Annotated in this window: 16 protein-coding genes; all 16 read left to right on the top strand. The window is 37.8% G+C overall.

Annotated features, from left to right (window positions below; genetic code table 11):
- The 16 genes from ACVWXS_RS10120 to ACVWXS_RS10045 all read left to right on the top strand — a co-directional run bounded on the left by ACVWXS_RS10120 (nt 1) and on the right by ACVWXS_RS10045 (nt 22,120).
- On the top strand, nt 1–837 hold the full coding sequence (locus tag ACVWXS_RS10120; RefSeq protein WP_423471112.1) for a PP2C family protein-serine/threonine phosphatase: 837 nt from the start codon (nt 1–3) through the stop codon (nt 835–837).
- A 51-nt stretch (nt 838–888) separates the two neighbouring features.
- Entirely contained in the window at nt 889–2,535 is a 1,647-nt protein-coding gene (locus tag ACVWXS_RS10115) for a serine/threonine protein phosphatase (RefSeq protein ID WP_402991325.1), read from the top strand.
- A gap of 1 nt (nt 2,536) precedes the next feature.
- On the top strand, nt 2,537–3,814 hold the full coding sequence (locus tag ACVWXS_RS10110) for a normocyte-binding protein (RefSeq protein WP_456958091.1): 1,278 nt from the start codon (nt 2,537–2,539) through the stop codon (nt 3,812–3,814).
- The gene (locus tag ACVWXS_RS10105) at nt 3,805–4,500 is read left to right on the top strand and encodes an iron-dependent peroxidase (RefSeq protein ID WP_456958089.1); all 696 of its coding nucleotides are present in this window, start codon (nt 3,805–3,807) and stop codon (nt 4,498–4,500) included. Before ACVWXS_RS10110 ends, ACVWXS_RS10105 begins: the two co-directional genes overlap by 10 nt.
- Nucleotides 4,501–4,524: 24 nt before the next feature.
- Nucleotides 4,525–7,173 carry a molecular chaperone gene (locus ACVWXS_RS10100; RefSeq protein WP_456958087.1) on the top strand — a complete coding sequence of 883 codons (2,649 nt, stop codon included), beginning with the start codon at nt 4,525–4,527 and terminating at the stop codon, nt 7,171–7,173.
- A 56-nt stretch (nt 7,174–7,229) separates the two neighbouring features.
- Nucleotides 7,230–8,003: a DNA and RNA helicase gene (locus ACVWXS_RS10095; RefSeq protein ID WP_456958085.1), complete on the top strand. Its 774-nt coding sequence runs from the start codon at nt 7,230–7,232 to the stop codon at nt 8,001–8,003.
- 290 nt (nt 8,004–8,293) lie between these two features.
- A complete protein-coding gene (locus ACVWXS_RS10090; protein WP_456958083.1) occupies nt 8,294–8,935 on the top strand; it encodes a hypothetical protein in 642 nt (213 codons plus the stop codon).
- Nucleotides 8,935–10,458: a phage baseplate assembly protein V gene (locus ACVWXS_RS10085; RefSeq protein WP_456958081.1), complete on the top strand. Its 1,524-nt coding sequence runs from the start codon at nt 8,935–8,937 to the stop codon at nt 10,456–10,458. Before ACVWXS_RS10090 ends, ACVWXS_RS10085 begins: the two co-directional genes overlap by 1 nt.
- A 15-nt stretch (nt 10,459–10,473) precedes the next feature.
- On the top strand, nt 10,474–11,571 hold the full coding sequence (locus ACVWXS_RS10080; RefSeq protein ID WP_456958079.1) for a pentapeptide repeat-containing protein: 1,098 nt from the start codon (nt 10,474–10,476) through the stop codon (nt 11,569–11,571).
- A 39-nt stretch (nt 11,572–11,610) separates the two neighbouring features.
- Nucleotides 11,611–12,108: a hypothetical protein gene (locus ACVWXS_RS10075; RefSeq protein ID WP_456958077.1), complete on the top strand. Its 498-nt coding sequence runs from the start codon at nt 11,611–11,613 to the stop codon at nt 12,106–12,108.
- Between the two features lie 77 nt (nt 12,109–12,185).
- Complete coding sequence (locus tag ACVWXS_RS10070) at nt 12,186–12,584, top strand: DUF4280 domain-containing protein (protein ID WP_134020098.1); 399 nt, start codon at nt 12,186–12,188, stop codon at nt 12,582–12,584.
- A gap of 30 nt (nt 12,585–12,614) precedes the next feature.
- Complete coding sequence (locus ACVWXS_RS10065; RefSeq protein ID WP_456958075.1) at nt 12,615–18,128, top strand: RHS repeat-associated core domain-containing protein; 5,514 nt, start codon at nt 12,615–12,617, stop codon at nt 18,126–18,128.
- 20 nt (nt 18,129–18,148) lie between these two features.
- Nucleotides 18,149–18,685 (top strand): hypothetical protein, encoded by a 537-nt coding sequence (locus tag ACVWXS_RS10060; RefSeq protein WP_456958073.1) that lies wholly within the window; start codon nt 18,149–18,151, stop codon nt 18,683–18,685.
- A 329-nt stretch (nt 18,686–19,014) separates the two neighbouring features.
- On the top strand, nt 19,015–20,634 hold the full coding sequence (locus ACVWXS_RS10055; RefSeq protein WP_456958071.1) for an RHS repeat domain-containing protein: 1,620 nt from the start codon (nt 19,015–19,017) through the stop codon (nt 20,632–20,634).
- Between the two features lie 23 nt (nt 20,635–20,657).
- Entirely contained in the window at nt 20,658–21,272 is a 615-nt protein-coding gene (locus ACVWXS_RS10050) for an Imm43 family immunity protein (RefSeq protein WP_456958069.1), read from the top strand.
- 380 nt (nt 21,273–21,652) lie between these two features.
- Nucleotides 21,653–22,120, top strand: a complete 468-nt coding sequence (locus ACVWXS_RS10045; protein WP_456958067.1) for a hypothetical protein — start codon at nt 21,653–21,655, stop codon at nt 22,118–22,120.
- Nucleotides 22,121–22,400: the final 280 nt, after the last annotated feature.

Raw genomic sequence — 22,400 nt, 5'->3', positions numbered from 1 at the left:
ATGGGACTGGAACTACTGCCGTACATAATTGCGCTAGTATTTATTATTGTACTCATTACATTGCTAATGATTAGAAGCATGCTAACGCAAAAAAATGAAACAAGCAGGATTGAAATTGGGAATGGTCAAACAATTGGTAGACGTGATGAGCAGGATGACTATTTCTCTACATCTGAAACGAATTATGGAACAATTGCAGTTCTAGCAGATGGCATCAGTGGATTAGCAAACGGTAGGATGGCAAGTACGGTTGCTGTCACGACATTTATACAAGAATTCAAAAAGCTAAGTGGCCTAAGTAATCTGGAGAAATTTTTTAAGGAAACGGCTTTAGCGAGTAACCATATGATTCTCGAAAATTTAAATGGCTCTAATGGTGGTACTACATTAGTGGCGGTCGTTATTGATGACAATGGATTCCTTCATTGGGGAGCCGTTGGAGATAGTGTCATAACAATTTTTCGAAACGGAGAATTTATCGCGATTAATCAAAAGCATATTTTTGAATCCGTGTTAACAGAGCGTTATATAGCTGGTGAAATATCGCAGCTTGAAGTGCAGGAAAACCCTTTAAAAAAGAGACTTATAAATTATTTAGGATATGAAGGTTTTAAAAATCTAGATATAGGAAAAAGCCCGATTCAGCTTCATAGAGGGGACAAGGTATGTCTATTTAGTGATGGCGTCTACGATACCATAACAGAGGTTGAAATGGAAAAAATTCTCTCTCAGCATGCGCCAACCTATGATATTGCGCAAAATATCATTAAAGCAGTTGAACAAAAACGCTTGAAAAATCAAGATAATGCAACAATCATTATCCTAGAAAAAACATAATCATCTTTTTATCGGTCAGAGCTCTTACTACTAATATTGAGGAGGGGAATCATGAGAAAGGAAAATAGCAACTTTAAAACTAGCTTTTTATCCGAAGCGGGCTCGTTTTTGCAAAATAAAGATTACTTTGCCTATACGGAGCTGGACGATGTAGCCTGCTGGGTAGCTGTGAAGGGGTTAGATTCAGATCAGGAAATAAGTAGTGCAGAGCTTGCTGTGAAGGCGATTTTAGAGAAATTTATGGAAAAGCCATCCATGTCCAGAAGAAGCATAAAAAAATATATAAGATATGCGCAGAACATCCTTCAGAATCAGAGCCTACGAGTAAGATTAAAAGCTAGTATCGTTATAGTCGTATCAGATTACTCAAAAATGATTGTTGCAGTAGCAGGAAACTCGAGACTGTATCATTTCCGGAATGGTACTTTATCGTTTAAAAGCACCGATCAAAGCTTGGCACAGGAGCTAGTGAGTAATAGGGAACGTTCGCTAGATATTAGTCAGCATGAAGAAAGGACCAATCTGCTAAATTATCTTGGCAAACCAAATGATTTTCAGCCTTTTGTCTCTAAGAAAATGAAGTTAATGGATGGCGATGTATTAGTGCTTTGTACAGCCGGCTTTTGGGAAGATGTCGGTGAAATTGAGATGGCAGACGCGCTGGAAGATGTAAAAGAGCCAGAGCAATATACTGATTTATTGGAAGAGGTACTTTTAAGCAGGCAAAGAAAGGTTGTTAATAATTACACAATCGCTGCTATATTTGTTAACAAGGTTTACCAGGAAACAAACAAGAAAAAAATGAAATACATCAAAATGATTGCAGCTGCATTAATCGTCACTTTAATCGTAGGTGGAGGCGCAATTTATTATCAAGCAAAGCAAGGGAAAAAGATGGCTGAATTAACCGTAGAAATGAAAGACCATGAAAAGAGCGGAAACCTTTATTTTCAAGATGGAAATTATGAAAAGGCGCTTCTTGAATATAGCCAGGGTAGAAATGCAGCAAAGAAATTGCACGATCCAATACATAGGAATTTGCTAGCTAAAAAGTTAAGAATTACTGAGTTGATCATTAACGGGGATAAATCAGCAGAAGCAGGAAAATTTGATGATGCGCTTAAGCAATATGAAAAGGCTAAAAAGGAAGGCAAGCTCATTGATGATTTTGGAAAAGAAGCAACTGAACAAAAGATCGCTAATATGGATACCATTGTACAAATTGCTGAAGCAGTAAAAGATGGAGATTTTCGATTTGAGGCTGAGGATTACAATGGAGCTCTTGAAAGCTATCAAAAGGCAAGAAAAAAAGCGCTTCCGATTGCCTATGCTGGCGAACCTCAAATAAAGACGAAAATAGAAGAGACCGAGGCTAAAATAGCCGAATTGAAAAAGACCCAGAAGGAATTAAAGGCTGAAGGCTTAGAAAAAAGCGGGGATCAAAGCTATGCACGCCAAGAGTACGGAAAAGCAATTGAATATTATACACTTGCACAGGAAATTTATCAGGAGACAGAGCTACTATCAAAGGTTTTAGGTTTAGAGCGAAAGGTTATGAACGCCAATGATAAATTAAATCCTGTTCCTCAAGGACCAGCTGCTGGTAAAGCAGTACCTGAGGAAGAAATTCCACCTATGGATGAAGGGACAGCTGCCAATCAGCCATCTGATTCTGAGTTGATGAAAGAGGGAAAATAAATTGATTAAAGAGCTCATGTTTGAACGGTTACGTAAAATAGAGGATCTAGAACAACGTCAGCTTCTAAAGGATATTGTCAGTGGCGTTTTTGTAAATTTAATCGACTATCAGGATGAAATGAACAAAAGACTTGAGGAGCGCATATTCAACGAAATAGATGATGTAGAGGACAGGTTTGACATTTATGTGACGCTTAGTTCTAAGGAAGATATTGATCCCATTCATGAATGCTTATTCCCGATGCGGCCAGCTGATTTAGAAAGTAAACCTATCAAAATAAAAAAACTGCTTGAATCGTATAAAAAAAATGAACCGTCCGTACTGTTCACATTATTTTTAGAGTGTGATTCCATGCAAATTCGACAGTTACTTGCTGAGCAGCGACGCTTCAGTGGAAAGTTAGTAACGACAGAAGGACAAGTAGAGATTAAGGTCAGTCTTACAAGAAACACCAACTATTTGCAGGAAATCGACAGGCTATATCCAATCTTCCAAATAAATGGATTACCATGGAGGACAATCAATCATCCATTCGCTCATAAATTTTTTGATGTGAATTTGGTGGATTGTCCTTCTTTAAACGAGGATGCTGAAATCACTGAAATAATCATTGATTTAGAGGAGTATGAGCCGAAAAAACGACTGAATATGGTGCCGCTTTGGAACATTGAACGGCATACGCTGAAAAATATTGGATTTCCCGTCCCGGCTGTTGATAAGGTGAATTTTGAGCATGTCCTTTCCATACGAAAAATCGGAAACCAGCATGGCTATCTTGTCGAAGCTGATGAGCAAAATGTTCGCTACGTTAAACGTTCAGACAATGAATTGACAGTTGTTTCGCCGCAAGATAAATCAGGGGTTTGGGAGCTCATAAAAATTGTGAAAATGGAAGATGAGAAGGTCGGGAAATTAAATTACGAGCTTGTATCGAATCGACGACTAGAGCATTTTATGCACAAATTTGCTAATACGTATGCGGCTAGTGTTAAAACAAAGGGCGAAATTACTCGTATGATTAATTCCTTCGAGGTAGCCACTAGACTTGAGCTTGTTGAAGTTGACATCTTGGACTCGTTTTCAGGAACAAGCTTTAGTCACTCTGTGAACCCTTTCTTAACGGAAATGATAGGAGAAAGTGATCATAAAAAAACAATGCTACTAAAGTTTAAGGCGAAAGAGGAAAGAAACTTTATTTCAAATGATATTTTAAGCTTCCTCGTATCGGAAGTGCAACGACATTTTTTTGAATATAAATGTGAAGGTGTTTGGCTATGAACTATATTTGGGATTTGCTTATTAAAGCTGAAGATGAAGGTCTTTCTAAAAAGGATATTTATTTTAACCTTGCCAAAACCTATTCGCCCTATATGGAACTTAGTCCACAACTATTAAACGCGCAGTATGTTGAACAGCATGTTGAAGTAAATCCTTATTATCGCTATTTTGAGATTTTTAACAATCTTTTCCATCCTGACAATACTACAAATATAGAGTTTAGGGACTATCTTTTTGACATCGCCTTGCATTTCTTAGCTGAAATCGATCGTATGCAAGGCATGAATAAAAGAGAGTTCTTTATTCGCTTTATTCTTAAAGAAATCGAAGCAAATGTCTTTGGCCATTTGGTACGTGACAATATTCATGCTTTTACGAAAAAGGAGCAAGAAATAGTTGTCCTGAATATGCTAAGGCTTTATCAGACAGGGGAAGAAATCTACTTATTAAAGGATACGCTGAAAAGGCTCTTTAAGCATTGCATAATTTATGTGAAATCGGAGGAGCGGGATGAGCTGCTTTTATACATACCTCAGAAGCAGACAGAACAAAATCAGCGAAAGGTACAGCTTGTACAAGAAATTTTTCTGCCAATTGGCTTTCATATAGAGGTTTATTGGCAATATCACTTCGGTATTATGGATGCAGAGGAAACAATGAAGCTAGATCGAATAGTTCTTTACTGAACAGGGCAGAGGAGGGATTTTTGAATGACGACTAAATATTCATATAAGCTATATGCCAATAAGCGTTATACAGAAAAGAAATATATGACCTATACACGGGTAGAATTAATGGAAATGACAACCTTCCAGCTTAGAAATATTTGTTATAAGGAAAAACTTGTGACAGGGCTTATTAATACACTGACAAGAGACGAGTTAATCGACAAGATTTTAAGATATCGTGGTGCTGAAGAAAATCCTCTTATTAAAGAAAGCAAGGATGGGGGCTTTGATAGAGTTGAAGCAGCCATGCAAAAATATTTAAAAACACCTATGTCTGACAATGGTGATATTAAAATTCCTGCCAAAATGAGCTTATATAGTGGGATGAAGATGGATAAACCCGATCAGTATTTCGTAGAAACAGGCGGTTTTCTTGTTGAATCCAATGTACTGCTAGTAAATGAGCAATTGGAGCTGTGCGGTATTTTGAATGTCCTAAAAGACGACCAAGTCCCAAATCAGTACTTCTTTGCTGCTGATGAAGCGATTGGGATCCGGAAAACAAAAAATAAAAACTATTGCTTTATTTTTTTAAGAAAGCAAGATTCTGAGTATATCTATAAGACTTACTATCAGGAGACCCCACTTCCGCCTACAAATCTTCACTACTATAAGGTGCCAATACCAGATTTAGAGATTAAACAGCTAGAAACAACCAATGCCATTCTTGCTATTGATTTTGGAACAACAAATACAACAGCTGGTGTCTATTTAGAGAGTGATTATGTCGCTTCCCCTTGCAGTCATGATTTATTAAATGAAAGAATTCAGCTAAATAGCATCAATTTTGTCCAATTTCCAGACCCGCTCCATCAAAATGAATGGATCGAAGTAGTGCCGACCGTCATGACAGTAGCAGATTGCTCGGATTCAGAACAAGTAAGCTATCACTTCGGCTATGAAGCGTTAAAAATGATGAAAAAAAATAGCTATACATCATTGGCGACGAAATTCCAAGGCATTAAACGTTGGGTTAGTAATTATGCCAAATTGGAAGAGGTTATGGATGCCAACGGAAATACGGCGCTGGTGCCACGAAGCCAAATTTTAAGAGAGTTTTTGCTTTATATTATTCGAATGGCGGAGCATCAATTTAAATGTCGCTTCAAGCATTTGCATATTTCCAGTCCCGTTAAGCTGAAAACGCAATTTTTAGATATGTTTCATGCGATTTTACCTGAATACCAAATCGAAACGAAGCATGCCCTCGATGAAGGCATGGCGGTTCTTTATAATACGATCGCCAATCAAATAGAGAATAATAGCTTTCTGGATGGCAAGCTATATAAAGCACTCGTGATCGATTGTGGAGGTGGAACTACAGACCTTTCCTCCTGTAAGTTTCGAATAGAGGATGGGCGTATTTCATACAAAATTGATATTCATACAACCTATGAAAATGGCGATACGAATTTTGGTGGCAACAATATTACATATCGTATTTTTCAATTTATGAAAATTGTCTTTGCGAATTACTATAGTCGAGGGAAAAATGCTTATGATATCGACGCATTAATTGATATTCCTGGTAAGGATATTTATCGATATGTAGACGATTACGGCACAGAAGCAGTGTACGAGCAATTCGAAAAAGCCTTTTTAGATGCCGAGTACATCATCCCTACGCGCTTTAAGGAGTATGAAAATCGAACGCGTGATGAATACCTACGTGTCCGCAATAATTATTATTTCTTATGGGAAATGGCAGAGGAAATGAAGAAGGAATTTTTCCGAAAAACGGGCATTTTAAGAAGTCGTTTTTATTCGGATAGTGATATGCAGCAGGATAGTGATTTAAATGTCACAGCTGTAGACCGCTGGTGCCTTTCCATGCTAGAGAACAATCAATTTAAGGAAGTTTATGATTATCCAAATGTCTTCTTCAACATTAAGGAAATCAATCATCTTATTAAGGCTGATATTTATGATATTGTGCGAGAGTTTTTAGAGGAGTTTTATGAGAGTGGAATTCTAGGAGAATATTCCATTATCAAACTAACTGGACAATCTTGTAAAATCGATGCGTTCCGCGAGGCATTAAAGGAATTTGTACCAGGACGCAGCATTGAATTTAGACAAAAGGCTGAAAATGTCGGCAAAGTACCTGAACTAAAGCTTGCCTGCCTAAGAGGAGCTCTTCGTTATTTAAATGCGAAAAAGATTGGCATGATCGAAACGGAAGTGACGAATCATGCACCAGTAGTACCTTATACGGTTAGCGCCTTTACACATAATCGTCAGGAAAAATTACTCATCAGTAGTTTAGAGAGGCTGAATCAAATTCACGGTACAATTTCTCGTCCGTGGGGTGTAACAGAGGTTGAATTCTTCCTAACTGGTAGTGATGATAACTTATCGTATAAATACACTTACTTTAATCGTCAAGAGGATTTTGTGCCTGTCCTTTATGAGAATATCGCGGCGTATTATCAAGATAAAATTCCACAAGACGAGACAGATTCCATCGTTAACGGAGAAGTAAAGTTCTTTGTCTTCGCAGGAGAAGATCATTGGGGCTTCCATGTCGTACCGGTAACAAGAAAAGACGAACAGCTGTTTATTGGAAGGAAGGAATTCTTTGCTTTTGAAACAGATTTGTCTGAGCTAGACTTCTTTGATGGATTAAAGTAAAGCCTCCAGCGGATGTCAGTGAAAAAAGAGAAAAGAGAAAAGAGGTGGGTGACAGCTTGTTTGCCAATCAATATCCACATTTTCAAAAGGGCCGAATTTTAAAGCGAGAAATGCTGGAAAATTTGCGAGATTACCCAAGAGAATTTTTAGATTTATATTTCCAAGATTATTCAAATGGCATTATTACTGGTGCCAATATTATCGTAGCAGATACAAGCCTCATTATAGCGAAAGGCATTATCAAGCATAACGGAAAGCTCTATATGTTACATAGTAGCTATGAGCTTCCTTATGAGGCAACAGGAAGCGAAACGATTCTAAAAGTACGGTTTGCTGAAGAAGTGAATGAATTAGATTTTAGAAACCATACAACAGAAATAGTCCTAGATGATTCATTAGAACTTGCAAATAATGAGCTAGAGTTGGCGCGCTTTAAATTAAAATCGGGTGCAAAACTGCGCTCGGAGTATATTGATTTTTCCGATATTGCGACTGAATACAATACGGTTAATTATCTTCACAGTCAGTATGCAGGTTTTCAAAAAAGCACATACCATCCAATCATTTTGCGCTATTTTGCACGAGAGTTGTTAAAAAATCGCTCAGCGAATCCGTATGATATAGCTTTTGCTTTAGAGTGCATAAATCAGGAGCGGGTTCAACGAGATGCGATTGATTTTTATATTTGCAATCGGCTAGAGCTAGACTACCAAACATTTTCGAATAGTCAAATTCATAAATACTTGAACCGTATTTTATTGGAATCAAAGCGCGGTGGTCGTATGACAGGGCATAGCCAAGGGCGACCAAAGCGTATGATTGTTGACTAGCTGATGGCCTGCAGATGAAGAATGTTCATGAACGGACTACGTGAATTAGCTCAGCAGGAAGCGGATTAATAAGAAGGATATACACCGTATGAGGAGCCTTCCAAGGACTTTGTCAATATAGATGAGCAGAATATGTCGGTCATTGATTCAGCTTGTCATGGAAGGAAAGATTCCGTTCCGAATGCCGAAGCTATTTTCGAACATGACAGCTGAGTTAACCTTTAATAGGAAAGTGAAAAAATACAAGGTCATGAGATAGAAAGACTAATCGAAACAAAGGAGCGAAAAAAATGAATTTCATGGATGAAGAAGTTATTGAGATGACGAAACATGCAAGGCAGAAGAAACGAATGGAGAACATCGAAAACCAATTATTACATACTGATATTGTGAAAGCGATTAAAGAAGGTCAACTCATGATTGAAGATGAAACGATTGAGTTTAAAGAAATGAGTTTTTATGAGGATCAAATCCGGATGTGCATGCCTGCGACATTTGACGTGATGGCGCCTGAATTAATGGATATTAAATATCCGTCCAGTCGTAGACCCGATTATATTTACACAAGCGAAAGTACGTCCATCAATGTCACGCTAAAAATCATGGAACAACAAGTAAAAGAAGAGGAATTAGAAGACTTCACAGAGGCTATGAGGAACATCCTTCAAAAAACGCAGCCGACTACAAAAATGCTGGATACCGGCATGAATGAAGTTAACGGTTTACAAATTGGTTACTTTGATTTCATTTCGCCAGCACTAGATAACAAGATTTATAATTTAATGTTTTTGTTTATTGTAGGCGAGAATGTGACGATGGGCTCGGTCAATTGTTTGAAAAAAGAGATGGATATTTGGAAGCACATTGCTTACGGCATGATGGAATCTATCTCGGTTGAAAACAAATTATTAGATGGGGAAGGTGTTGTTTAATGAAAAAGGAAACTGCCTTAACGTATAAAGATATAATCGTGATGCCCTATAATATTCGCGTCAATCAAATCGAAATTACGCAACAAATGAATGAGCATGCTACATTGCATTTAACGGGCGTGATTCCAGATGAACTCGAAGATTCCTATGTATATATGACAGATGCAGAAACGGCTATTGAAGTATTGCAAATCGGCAGTGGTGGACAAACTATTCCTATTTTTAACGGGCTTGCGTTAGATGTACAAGTGAAATCGGTTTTGGGCACCTATTATTTGGAGGTTAAAGCAGTTTCGCATACGTATGTGTTAGATGTGAAGAAGAAAAACCAAACTTATCAAAATGCGAGTATGCCCTATAGTGAATTAATAGATGCATGTATTGCCGATCAAAAAGGTGCAGATTTCATGGATTATGCAACTAAAGGCGCAAGCATTGGTCGTTTCACGATGCAGTATATAGAGACAGATTGGGAGTTTCTTAAACGAATGGCATCACGATTCCATACAGGCCTAGTGCCAGATACGGTTCATCCGGCCGCAAAGTTTTACTTCGGTGTACCGTTTCAAGCTGGAGGCACGCAGAAAATGGAGGCCATTAATTATCGAGTTAAAAAGGCGATTGGCAATTTCCTTGTGTCCAGTAAAAATCATCTCGACGGTATTACTGATAGTGATTACATGTACTATGAAGTAGAATCGTTCCAACCATTCAAAATAGGCAATGAAGTGACGTTCCAATCAAAGAAATTGTATGTCTATAAAATCTACTCAACTTTAAAAGATGGCTTGTTCAAGCATATCTATACGTTAACACCTCAGAACGGCTTCAGTGTCCACACTACTTATAATCAAGCTATTATTGGCGCCTCCATTCAAGGAAAAGTAATTGATGTTGCGGGGGACAAAATTCGTATTCATGTCGATTTCGACGAGGGTCAAGAAAAAGATACAGCGTATTGGTTTCCGTATTCAACGATCTATGCATCAGAAGATAATACAGGCTGGTACTTCATGCCGGAGCTATCTGATAACGTCAGAATCTATTTCCCAGGCAATCGTGAGGATGAAGGGATTGCGATTAGTTCCGTATCAAAAGCACCACCACAATCTGGTTCGATGTTAGCAGCGACGAATCCGCCTAGTCCAAGCGGTGGTGGAAGTGCTAGTGGCGGCGGTGGCGGATCACGACCTGCACCACCAGAGGATAGCCGCCAAGACCCAGCGCGGATGGCTGATCCAGATGTCAAAACACTTAGAACGAAGCACGGTAAACAAATTCTACTTGCACCGGATCGAATTGTCATATCTGGTGGAGGATTAATGATTTCGCTTATGGATGATAATGGGATCTCCATCATAAGTGATAAAAATATTACCTTACAAGCAACAGATAAAGTCGCCATCAATGCGAAGCAAATTATGATTAATGCGACCGAGAAAATAGAGATGACTTGTAAAGACAGTTCAATCAAGATGGAAGACAAAATGGAGATCAAAGGAACAGAAGTACGAGCAAATTAGTGAGGATGTGAACGCATGAAACGAGAAGAAGCATTACAGCATTTTATGGATGAATGCGTGTCAGTTCATATCAGCCGATTACAAGAGAAGGTTGATCGACAGTTTCGTCAAGAGAAGGAAATCTTACTAAAACCAATCATTCACTCGCTTGAACAGCTGTTTGCAAATATTAGAGATCAGCAAGAGCAAGAAAGGTTAGCGCCAGTTGCCTTTATTCATTTTTCATTGCTGCGAACATCATTACTAGATAACAAGTGTACGTATTTGCTTGAAGCGTATGGAGAAAAATGGTACTTCGACTGGAGAGAATGCACGGCACAGTATGAAGCGGATTGGATTAGTGAGGCGATTATAGATTTACACAAAACGCTTGAAAAAGAAAGAAAGCCATATCTCTCCATCCAAGCAGCTGACGTTCGAGGAATTATTCAACAGACAGTGATTCTGTTTCACCAGTATATCATTCAATTGGTACGCTATCTCTTCCGTTATCAAAAAGACAGCGTACCTGAAATAGACTTTCAACGAGCTGCGTGTTTACGATTTCGTGTCGGTGAATATAAAGGATTTAGTGAAGATGTTGCGATCATCGACGAACGAGAACGGGTGGAAGAAAATCTTGTCTCATGGTTAGAGAAAAACGAGATGGACAAATCGTATACGTTTGAAAACTTCTCGAGCCTACCATTACAACAAAAACACTTCAACGAAATGGACTTTTCCTATGCAAACTTCAATGGCAGTGACTTAGAAGGGGCTTCATTAAAACAAAGTGTTTGTGTCGGGACTAGTTTTGTAGATTGTAGCTTAGCGAATGTTGATTTTTCATATGCAGCCATTCAAGATGCTGATTTTCGAAATGCCAATTTAGCAGGCGCTAATTTTACGCATGCACAAGGAAAAACGCTAATGCTTCCCGATGACGAAGTTGCCTGTTACCTAGGCACTGATTTCAGTCATGCAAATTTGGAAAATGCAAAATTTGAGTTTGCGCAGATTGCAGGCGCTAATTTTACAGGTGCCAATTTAAAAGGAGCTACCTTCTTTAAACGCGATCAAGAGAAGTGTCTATTTAGCCCACACCAGATAAAAGACATTCATTGGATTCATTAACGTTGAAATTAATAGAAATGATAGTTACAGGAGGAAAAGATGGAGTATTTTATTCTTCGACAAGATCAAAGCATTACAAATCCAATCATTCCTTTCAAGACAGACCTCGATGATAACTTTATCTGTTCATCTGTGTTCGGGGAAGTAATAGAAAAAGAGAATGCGATATACCTGGATTATTTAGAGAAGCCTCGTAGAATCGTGTCAGATGATTTAAAAGGGTTATTGGTGAAATATGAGGATAACTTAGAATTTACCGCCATTGTCTTTACGGATGTGAAGAAAGGAACACAGCGTGTGCATTGGCTTATGGACATAGTAGCGAAGAACTGTATTTCCGATGAGACAGCTTATTATCCAGACGGGCAAATAAAAGAGCTCGTAATTGACCCGAAGAAGGTGGAACTAGATTGTATTTTTCAAGTCGACGGCAAAAAGGAATCGTTCACCATCGTCAATCTAGATGTGGCCGAAAGTATGCTGCGACGACCATATCTCGGGATTCAGTTGCAGCGAGTAAAACTACAAGGACGATAGATCATTCTAATAAATCATTCCAAAACACTGTCGTAATTTGAAACAGTGTTCAATCGATACGAAAGGAAGGATATTTAATGGCTCAAGTTGTAGAAAGTTTGGAAACAGAAGGTTCGGAACAGGAGCAATTTAGTTATGTCGTACATGGCGCCATCATTTCCTGTGAGCATGGTAGCCACCTCAATTATTTAAATTTGCCGCAAGATCATGGCGTTTATATTAAAGAGAAAGCAGTCATGAATGTAGGGGATCGAAACCCTGATAACATCCCAACCTTTGGTGTTTGTTTACAGTTGCAAAAGCCATGTACACCAACATGTTCCATTGATTGGATGGAAGGAATGGAAACTGTCAACATCGAGGGGAAGCAAGCATTATTAAGCCGCTGCCATACCCAATGCTCAGCAGGTGGAGGCAAAATCGAAATTATTCACGACGGTCAAGAGGAAGTAGAAATACCGAAACAAGGTTTTTAAAAGACGAGGTTGATTGAAAGGAGGTAAGTAATGAAATCGCTAGAAGAAAAGGAAGTACACATGGTTAGTACGTATGAGGATCTTGTGCTCGAATGGCCTTATCCACTTATTCATTTAGATAAACTAACTATCAAACATAAGGCCAATGATCATGCAAGATTGTACTTTACGGGAATGATTGCTGAAGAGCAAGCGCAAAAGTATATCCAGCGGGTCAATCATACAGATGAAGTGGTTGTGAAATTCGGACGAGACAGTGCCATATTGTTCTCAGGAAGAATTGAAAATGCAGAGTTGCAGGCATCCCAAGGGGTACACTATGTCTCCGTTGAGGCTGTATCATTTACAGCAAATATGGATATTGCGAAGCGCTCACGTTCTTTTCAAGATGCCAATATGACTTATGTGGAGTTAATAAATAACATCGTGAAAGCCTATCCTAACGGGGATTACATTGACCAAGCTTCTAATGGTCAAGCCATTGGTAGTATCGCGATTCAATACTTAGAAACAGATTGGGAATTTATTAAAAGAATGGCCTCCCGTTTGCACGCCGTTGTTTTTCCAGATTTAAAAGGAAAGGGTGCTAGGTTCTGGCTTGGTACACCTCAAAGTAGAAAAAGCATAACGATCGACCATCTGCCTTCTATAGTACGAATGGATGTCGATGCGTACCGGTTGATTACTGAAAACGATGGCACGGATGTGAGTGAAGCCGATTATACATTTTGTGAGTTTGAAAGCACGGAACCCCATGAGCTGGGCACGTTGGTGCAATTCAAGGGAAGCTCCTATATCGTAACGGCTAGGGAAACCCATCTTGATGAAGGTGTGTTGAAGTTTCAATATACTGCCCAACCAGAGAAAAGTATTCGTCAGCGGTTAGTACGCAATTTAGACCTCATTGGTGCAGCGTTTACAGGAAAGATCATTGATGTCACGCAAAACACCGTTAAAATTCATTTAGATATCGATAAAAACCAGGATCAAGCAAAAGCACATTGGTTTGCTTATTCAGCAGATGCCAATGGTGTGATGTATTTAATGCCTCAAATAGGTGCACGTGCACAATTGCATTTTCCAAGTGCAGTCGAAGAAGAAGCCATCGTTATCAGCTCGGTGCGTGTGAATCCAGCCACACCAGAGGGCGGGCAAAAGCAGGCGAAGAAAATGGCGGATACTACTGTTAAATCATTGGCGACCAATGTTGGGAAAGATGTGACATTAGGCGTTGGTGATATTTCCTTTAGTGCAGTAGATGGTGTCTTGGACTTAAAGATGGATGATGGAGATGGCGTAACATTTCAAAGTAACAGTACCATCATGCTAGCGGCGGATGAAACACTCGAAATTAGTGGAATGAAAGAGCTAGCCGTAGAGGCAGAAGAATGGATTGCGATATCCGCGAAGGAACAAAGTCATGTGATTATGGCCGCTGATACACAATTAATTAGTACGCTCATTGATCAAGAAGGTATAGAGAAGCAAAGTCAGCCACCGAAATTAAATGAAGAAGCAATCGAAGCTACGACGAAAGTTGACTTAATCTTCCCGCAAAAGGCAGAAGAGAGGAAAGAGAAGAAAGGCTTCTTTAGTAAATTAGTAGATGGCGTAAGTGCAGCATTGGATGTTGCTGGATTTATTCCTGTCATCGGTACATTTGCAGATATAGCGAATGCAGGAATCAGCTTGGCAAGAGGGAATTACATGGATGCAGCCATGAACTTAGTAGGTGCGATCCCAGTAGTTGGTGATGCCGCCAAGGGAGCCTACAAGGTCAAAAAAGGGGCAAAACTCTTAGATAAAGCTGCTGATGCCGCAAAAGGTGCTGATAAGACAATAGATGCTTCAAAAGCTGTAGCAAAAGGGATGAAGGCAGCTTATCCGAAAGTATCTAAAACCTTAGATGCAGTAAAGGGACTAGCGGAACTAGCTAACAAAGCAACTAAGGCCGTGAAGACGGCCGCAGATAAAGTCATTTCATCGATGGATGAATTGCTCGCTGCATCGAAGGCAGTAGAAGGTATGAAAGCTATGGCCAAAGCTGGGCTAACAAAATTTAATCATGGGGTATTAAAGAAATTTAATTGTACACAAGGGCTAAGTAAAAAATTCTGTAAAAGAGGTTTTGAACCCGTTGATTTAATTACAGGACGTATGATTTATGAAGGTGTCGACTTTGAACTACCTGGACCTATCCCCCTTTCATGGGAACGCGCTTGGTACAGTGATAGTAGTCGCATTGGCTTGACAGGTCATGGTATGCACTTTACATACGATCTAGCCTTAGAGATTTTTGAAGAAGATGACCTGATTGGAATAGTTGTGACGGATGGTCGCGCAGTAGGGTTTCCAATTTTACCAATAAACTTGCCGTATTTTAACAAACGGGAAAGAATGACTTTAACAAATACAGGTGAGGAGTATCATTTGTTTGAACATGATATACGATTGATTTATGTATTTGAACAAACAACAGAGACGAAATACCGATTAAAAGAAGTAAGAAATGAGCAAGCCCATCATATTCAATTTGCCTATAACTTTAAAGGGTTCCTATCTCAAGTAACCGACAGTATTGGTAGAGTGCTCGAGGTTACGACGAATGAGGCAGGCAGAATGACAGAAGTCGCCCTACGTCACCAGATGAGTCGTGAAGTTTTGGTACGTTATGTTTACAATAATGGACAGGATTTAATCGAAATTCAAGATGCGTTAGGGCAAAGTACGCATATAAAATATAACAATCACTTAATGATGCAAAAAATAGACCGCAATAAAAATAGCTTCTTCTGGCGCTATGACGGCCCAACTACAGGTGCACGAGTAATCAAAACATGGGGAGATGGCAATGTCCTTGCAGGAGAGATTTCCTATCATGAGGGCTATAACGAAATTACGAATAGCTTAGGTCATAAGAGTTATTATTATTTTAACGAAGATAATCTCTGTACGAAAATAGTTCACCCAGATGGTAGTGAAGTCAGCTATGAATATAATGAGGACTTTGAATTACTCCAAACAGTAGATGAAGATGATCGTGTAACGGTATCTAGCTATGATGAATGGGCAAATCCAGTGACGATTACTCTTGCAGATGGTAGTACCTTATCTTCACAGTACGATGAGAAGGATAGGCTGATTCAGGCAGTTAACGCAGAGGGCGGAAGTCGTCAGTGGATTTATAATGAAGATAGTACATTGCAGGCAAATGTTTTAGAAGATGGTACTAAAACGGAATTCTCCTATAACGAGCATCATTTAATCGAAACGGTAACGAATGCGCAAGGCCATATGGTAAGCTTAGCTTATGATGCTGATCTGAACCTGAGTCAAGTAACCTTGCCAGACGGGACGAGTTCGACCTGGACATATGACCGTCGTGGTAACTGCACAACAACGACAAATCCGCTAGGGGCAACAGAGAAATTCCGTTACGATAACTTGAATCGTCTTGTAAGAGCAAATCTTTCAGATGGTAACGACGTTCAATTAAAGTACAATGCCTATGATGAGGTAGTTTTCGCGAAAGATAACCATACGCAAGTAGCCTTTGATTACACCATTCTTGGCAGCTTAATATCTCGAGAACAAGGTGGAAAGAAAGTTAAATTCACTTATGATACAGAAGAGCAGTTAAATGCTGTTATCAATGAAAAAGGCGAAGCGTATCAGTTTGAACGTGATGCGAAAGGGAATATCATCAAGGAAATTGGCTTTGATGAGATAGAAAGAACGTATGAGCGAAGTCTGGCAGGATTGGTTCAAAGAATTCAACGTCCAGGTGATCGTTGGACAACATACCAGCATGATGATCTAGGAAATGTCATTCGAGCTGATTATTATGATGACACTTGGGAAACGTTTGGCTATGATAAAAATGGCTTGTTATCGGAGACTGAAAATGAGCATGTGACCGTAAAGCTAGAGCGAGACCCATCTGGCCAAATAATCAAGGAATGGCAGAATGACCATTGGATTGCGAGTAGCTATGATGAATTAGGCAACCGTTCACAGATTACGAGTAGCTTAGGTGCAAAAATCGATATCGCTCGTAATGAAATGGGCAATGTGTCACAAATTACAGCCTCTCGCTCAGAGCAAGAACAGTGGACAGCTGCGATGCAGTACAATGAACTTGGTCAAGAGATTGAGCGAATCTTACCGGGAGATGTCATCAGCAAATGGCAGTATGATGTAACAGGTAGACCAACACACCACCGAATAAATAGTCAAAACCGCGATACACGAAGACGCACGTATAATTGGGATGTCAATCATCGCTTACGAAGCATGGTAAATGAGTTAACGGGTGTAAAAGTTACCTATGGTTACGATGAATTCAGTAACCTTGTCTGGTCCAATCAAGGCGGTCAATTTGACTTCTTACACCGCAGTGTCGATGATGTTGGGAATTTGTATGAAACAAAAGAAAAGACAGATCGTGTCTATGGCGCTGGAAGCAGATTACTTGAAACGAAAGAGGCAACATTCTCTTATGATGAGGAAGAAAATCTGGTTCTAAAAGTCGAAAAGAATGGTGATACGTGGCAGTACGGGTACTATGGCAATGGCATGATGTCTAAGGTCATCAAACCAGACAAGGCAGAAGTTACTTTCAAGTATGACTCGCTAGGTAGACGAATAGAGAAGTGTTCTGAAGATAAGACAACAAGTTTCGTTTGGGATGGGAATACTATCCTACATGAGTATTTCTCGCATAATAATTCAGAAATATTTGAAAATGCAGATGAGTATTCATCACAGAACGACTCAGAAATACCAGATAATCTAGTCACATGGGTGTTTAATGATGGGTTCGTACCTTCAGCTAAAATTACAAATGAAGGCAACTATAGTATTATTAGTGATTATCTAGGAACGCCTGTTGAAGCCTTTGATGAAGAAGGTAATAAGGTTTGGTCAGCTGAGCTTGATATCTACGGTAGAGTGAATGAATTTACAGGTGAGAAAAACTTTATTCCATTCCGTTATCAAGGACAGTATGAAGATGTTGAGACAGGATTATATTACAACAGATTCCGATACTACTCTCCAAGTGAGGGAATGTATACACAGCCAGACCCGATTGGTTTATCTGGTGGCATTAAACTTTATAGTTATGTACATGATCCAAATATTTGGATTGATCCATTTGGATTAGCTAAACGAGGACCTAAGACAGATGGTAAAGGACCACATAATGAAATGATAAAGGCTTGGGGCGATGAAGTCGAGGCAAATGGTGGTACAGTTCTAAATGGTGGAGGAAGAAGACAGGAAACGCTTATTGAAACGCCAGGAGGTAATAAACAAGGTAGACGACCAGATATAATTTATAGAGATGCTGATGGTAATAAAAAGTGGGGTAATGTCGGGAAAACAAAAAAAGATGGATCACCTATTAAAAGAGAACAGCAAGCACTTGACGATTTAAACAATGTACGAAGAAAAAATAATGTAGCTGACCCCGTGGAGTTTAGATCCTATAATCACCCAGAACATAATAATAAACCCTCTAGTACACTTTGTAAGAAAAAATAATTTATAGGAGATTATATAAAATGGAATTAGATATAATAGCTAGACGAAGTTTTATAGTTCATCTTATTAACGATTTTTTGTCAAAAAATGATTTGATCTTTTTTGAAGATATTAATTATCATAAGGAAGGTCTAAAATTTGGTGAATTGTTAAGTGAAAATGATTATTTAAATAAGGATATGGCTATTGAAATTGGTACAAAAGAAAATTTTGATAAAAAGATTAGATCTTTAAATACTAGACCATATATTGAAGATAAGGATGATTTTATTTATATTCTTAATTCTCACGATAAGGATGATTTAAAAGTCAGTGAAACAAGTTTTATCTGGCAACCAAGTAAAAGTGAGTCGGTAAAACAAATAGGGAAATTATTAAAAAAACATATTTCTAGTCATTGTAATATTGGCATGGAAGTAGTAGATGCTCAAGATGTTGGATATAACAAACGTCTTCAAAAATTTTATTGGCCCGAAGAGGTATTAAGCTATAGTGAAAAACTATTTTACCCGATAGCTGTACAAGTTGTTCCGATAATCAAAGATTCTCAAAAATAAAGATGGTTTAAACTATGCGGTGAAAAGGTTTAGCTTGTGAAAGTAACAGGGTCTTACAATAATAAATTCTATATTGGTTACTTGATGGTAAAGTGATATAAAAAAACATATGTAATGAGGAGCATATACCTTTTCTTACATATGTTTTTTCATTTATTACTTACTCTTAAAAACCAAAATGATAATGTTACCACAAATTCAATAAAAGACTATTTTTAATGACGTATAAACTAATAAATATCAGATTCCTATGATTCAGGTTAACTCATTCTTGGGAAACGTTTGGCTATGACAAAAATGGTTCGCTAATTGAGACTGAAAATGAGCATGTGGCCGTAAAGCTAGAGCGAGACCCATCTGGACAAGTGATCAAGGAATGGCAGAATGACCATTGGATTGCGAGTAGTTATGATGAATTAGGCAATCGTTCACAGATTACAAGTAGCTTAGGTGCAAAAATCGATGTTGCTCATAATGAAATGGGCAATGTGTCGCAAATCACGGCTTCTCGCTCAGAGCAAGCCCATTGGACAGCAACGGTGCAGTACAATGAACTGGGGCAAGAGATTGAAAGAATCTTACCAGGAGATGTCATTAGTAAATGGCAGTATGATACGACGGGTAGACCAACACACCACCGTATAAGTAGTCAAAATCGTGACACACGAAGACACGTATATAATTGGGACGTCAATCATCGCTTACGAAGCATGGTAAACGAGTTAACCGGTGTAAAAGTTACCTATGGTTACGATGAATTCAGTAATCTCGTCTGGTCCAATCAAGGCGGTCAATTTGATTTCTTACACCGCAGTGTTGATGATGTCGGGAATTTGTATGAAACAAAAGAAAAGACAGATCGTGTCTATGGTGCCGGAAGTAGGTTGCTTGAAACGAGAGAGGCAACATTTTCTTATGATGATGAAGGGAATCTGATTCAGAAACTTGAGAAGAACGGTGATACTTGGAAGTATGAGTACTATGGCAATGGGATGATGTCGAAGGTCATCAAACCAGATAATACAGAAGTTACTTTCAAGTATGACTCACTAGGCAGACGAATAGAGAAGAGTTCTGACGAGAAGACAATGAGATTCGTATGGGATGGGAATACAATCCTACATGAGTATTTTTCAGAGAATGATTCAACTGGATTAGAAAATGATAATCTAGTCACATGGGTATTTAATGATGGGTTCATCCCTTCAGCTAAAATTACGAGTGAAGGTAATTTTAGCATTATTAGTGATTATCTCGGAACTCCTGTCGAAGCCTTTGATGATGAAGGGAAAAAGGTTTGGTCAGCTGATCTTGATATCTATGGACGAGTGATGGAGTTAACTGGAGTACAGGATTTCATTCCATTTAGGTATCAGGGGCAGTATGAGGACATGGAGATCGGATTATATTACAACAGATTCCGATACTACGACCCAGAACAAGGGAATTATACTCAAATTGATCCGATTGGACTTGCTGGTGGAAATCCAACTTTATATGCATATGTAAATGATCCAAATAGATGGAATGATATATTTGGATTAAGCAAAGGTTCTACAGCACTAGATAAATCATTAGGAGGAGTAAAAAGAGATGGAAAGGAAGCTCATCATCTTATACCGGAACTAACATGGGATTATTATGCTGATTTTCTAAGTAGCATTGGGATTCCTAGAGAAATGAGAGATCATTTTACAAATGGATTATTAATGTCGGATAGCCCTGCAAATGCAAAAAATCATGGGCAAAAACTTTACCATAGATCAAGACATCGTAACTATACAAAAATGGTGGAGGAAAAGTTATATAAAATAGAACAAATGTTTAAAAATGATGATATAGATGCAAAACAAGCAAAACAATTTACTGAATCTCTACAAAGAAGTCTAAGAAAGAAAATTATTTCTGGAAAAATAAAAACTAAATCACCATGTGGTAGATTATCTTAAATGAAGGGAATGGGGTTCTTAAAATGGAAAATACTTTTGCAATTTTTGAAAAAGAGGACAAATTTTGTCCGACTTTACTAGAGGGTATGTTGCATACAGAATTCTTTGAAAAAAATCCATTTGAAGCAAGAGATTCTGATGCAGGGGAATGGAGAACCACAAAAAATATTATGACAGATTTACCTGAAGAATTATGGTTTGTTTCAAAAGATAGAAATTATAATTTTGATTTGCGATGGAAGCGTGATGGATTTTTTGTATCGCTAGAATTTCTAAACCTGTTACGGAAATTTGGAATTAATAGTTTTCAATATACTAAATTGCATATGGTAAACAGGAATAATGAAAGTATATCTTCAAGGGAATATTATTATGTGCGATTTTATAATAGGTTAGAAGATGTAATAGATATGGAAAAGTCAAATATTGAATTTTATAAGCAAGATGGACGTATAAAAAAAATATGGGATTTACAACTGAAAAAATCAAATATTCTCCCAGATGTTTTTCTAATAAATAATACAAAGCTTTTAAATATAATAATTTGTTCAGAAGAATTTAAAAATGAAGCTGAAAAACTTAAATTGAATGGTATTACCTTTGTTCCTTCAAATGAGGCTAATGTTTATAAACCTTAATATTGTAGCGATTATTATCCAGAAACAGAGATTTAAAAAATAAGAAACTATAAGTAATATTGTTTTTCTAGTTAATACCAGGGATGGTTGTATTCATCTTAGTTAGTTGGGTGTTTAAGATATGAAATAAAACATTAAAAGAGTAGCATGAATCTTAGAAATCGGATTTTATTGCTACTCCTTTTTTGTGAAGGAAATTTATTTAATAAATGTTTTTCAAAAATAAACATTACATGGTATCCTTTACAATCTATTAATTCGGATGCAACTTAGTGGAAACCGGGAATCAATAATGTTGCTATGTTAAAAAGACTTGATTAATTACAAATAAAGTTAAAAGGGAAAATAAAATCTGGAAAAGTCCTAAGGGGGAAAGAATTATGCAAGAAAATTGGTTAGTTCATGAGGATAATCTTAAGGTTCGTACATTAAAAAATGAAGAAATCGATGAAATAAAACGCTTATCTATTTTGAGTCAGGGAATTTTAGAAATAGTAGATACTGAGGATTATTTAATGTCACTCGACAAAATTAAACTAGCGTTGTCTCATTATAGAGATAATAAATTAATAGACGAAGAAGTTGAAGAAATAGCATTTGAAATTGGTTCATTATATGGATCCATTGTAGAAAAAAAATACGGTTGGAAGTGGAGGCATATAGAGAAAAATGATAATAGGGGCTATTGTGTAGTCTCTGAGGATGAAAAGTATTGTTGTCCTGTGCATAACTATATCTATACCATTTTGACTGATACAGAGAAAAGTAACAATGTTAAGTTATTGTTTAATATGTTGGAAGTTATTCATAAGGAGAAGGTGAGTGGCTTATATAATTTTATTAGTTAAGAACTTATTATTATACTATTAGTATTTATTTTAACTTTCAAAACATATGTAAAGGAGAATTCAAAAGATCTCCTTTACATATGTTTTTTGTTAGGAATGGATTTGTTTTTTGTGTAATTATTATCCCTTTTCGTCTAGATCATGACTTTTTTGACACGAGAACCCAAAACAGCAAGTAGTTTTAATCTTAAATGGTCTATAGCTAACTAACTATTCGACATGAGACATTGAAATGATATGATGTCGCTCGTAATGAAATGGTAAATGTGTTGCAAATCAT

This window comes from Lysinibacillus sp. TE18511, assembly GCF_054062295.1.
Note: the sequence above shows the minus strand (reverse complement) of the source record. Positions and strands in the feature narration are given on the sequence as shown.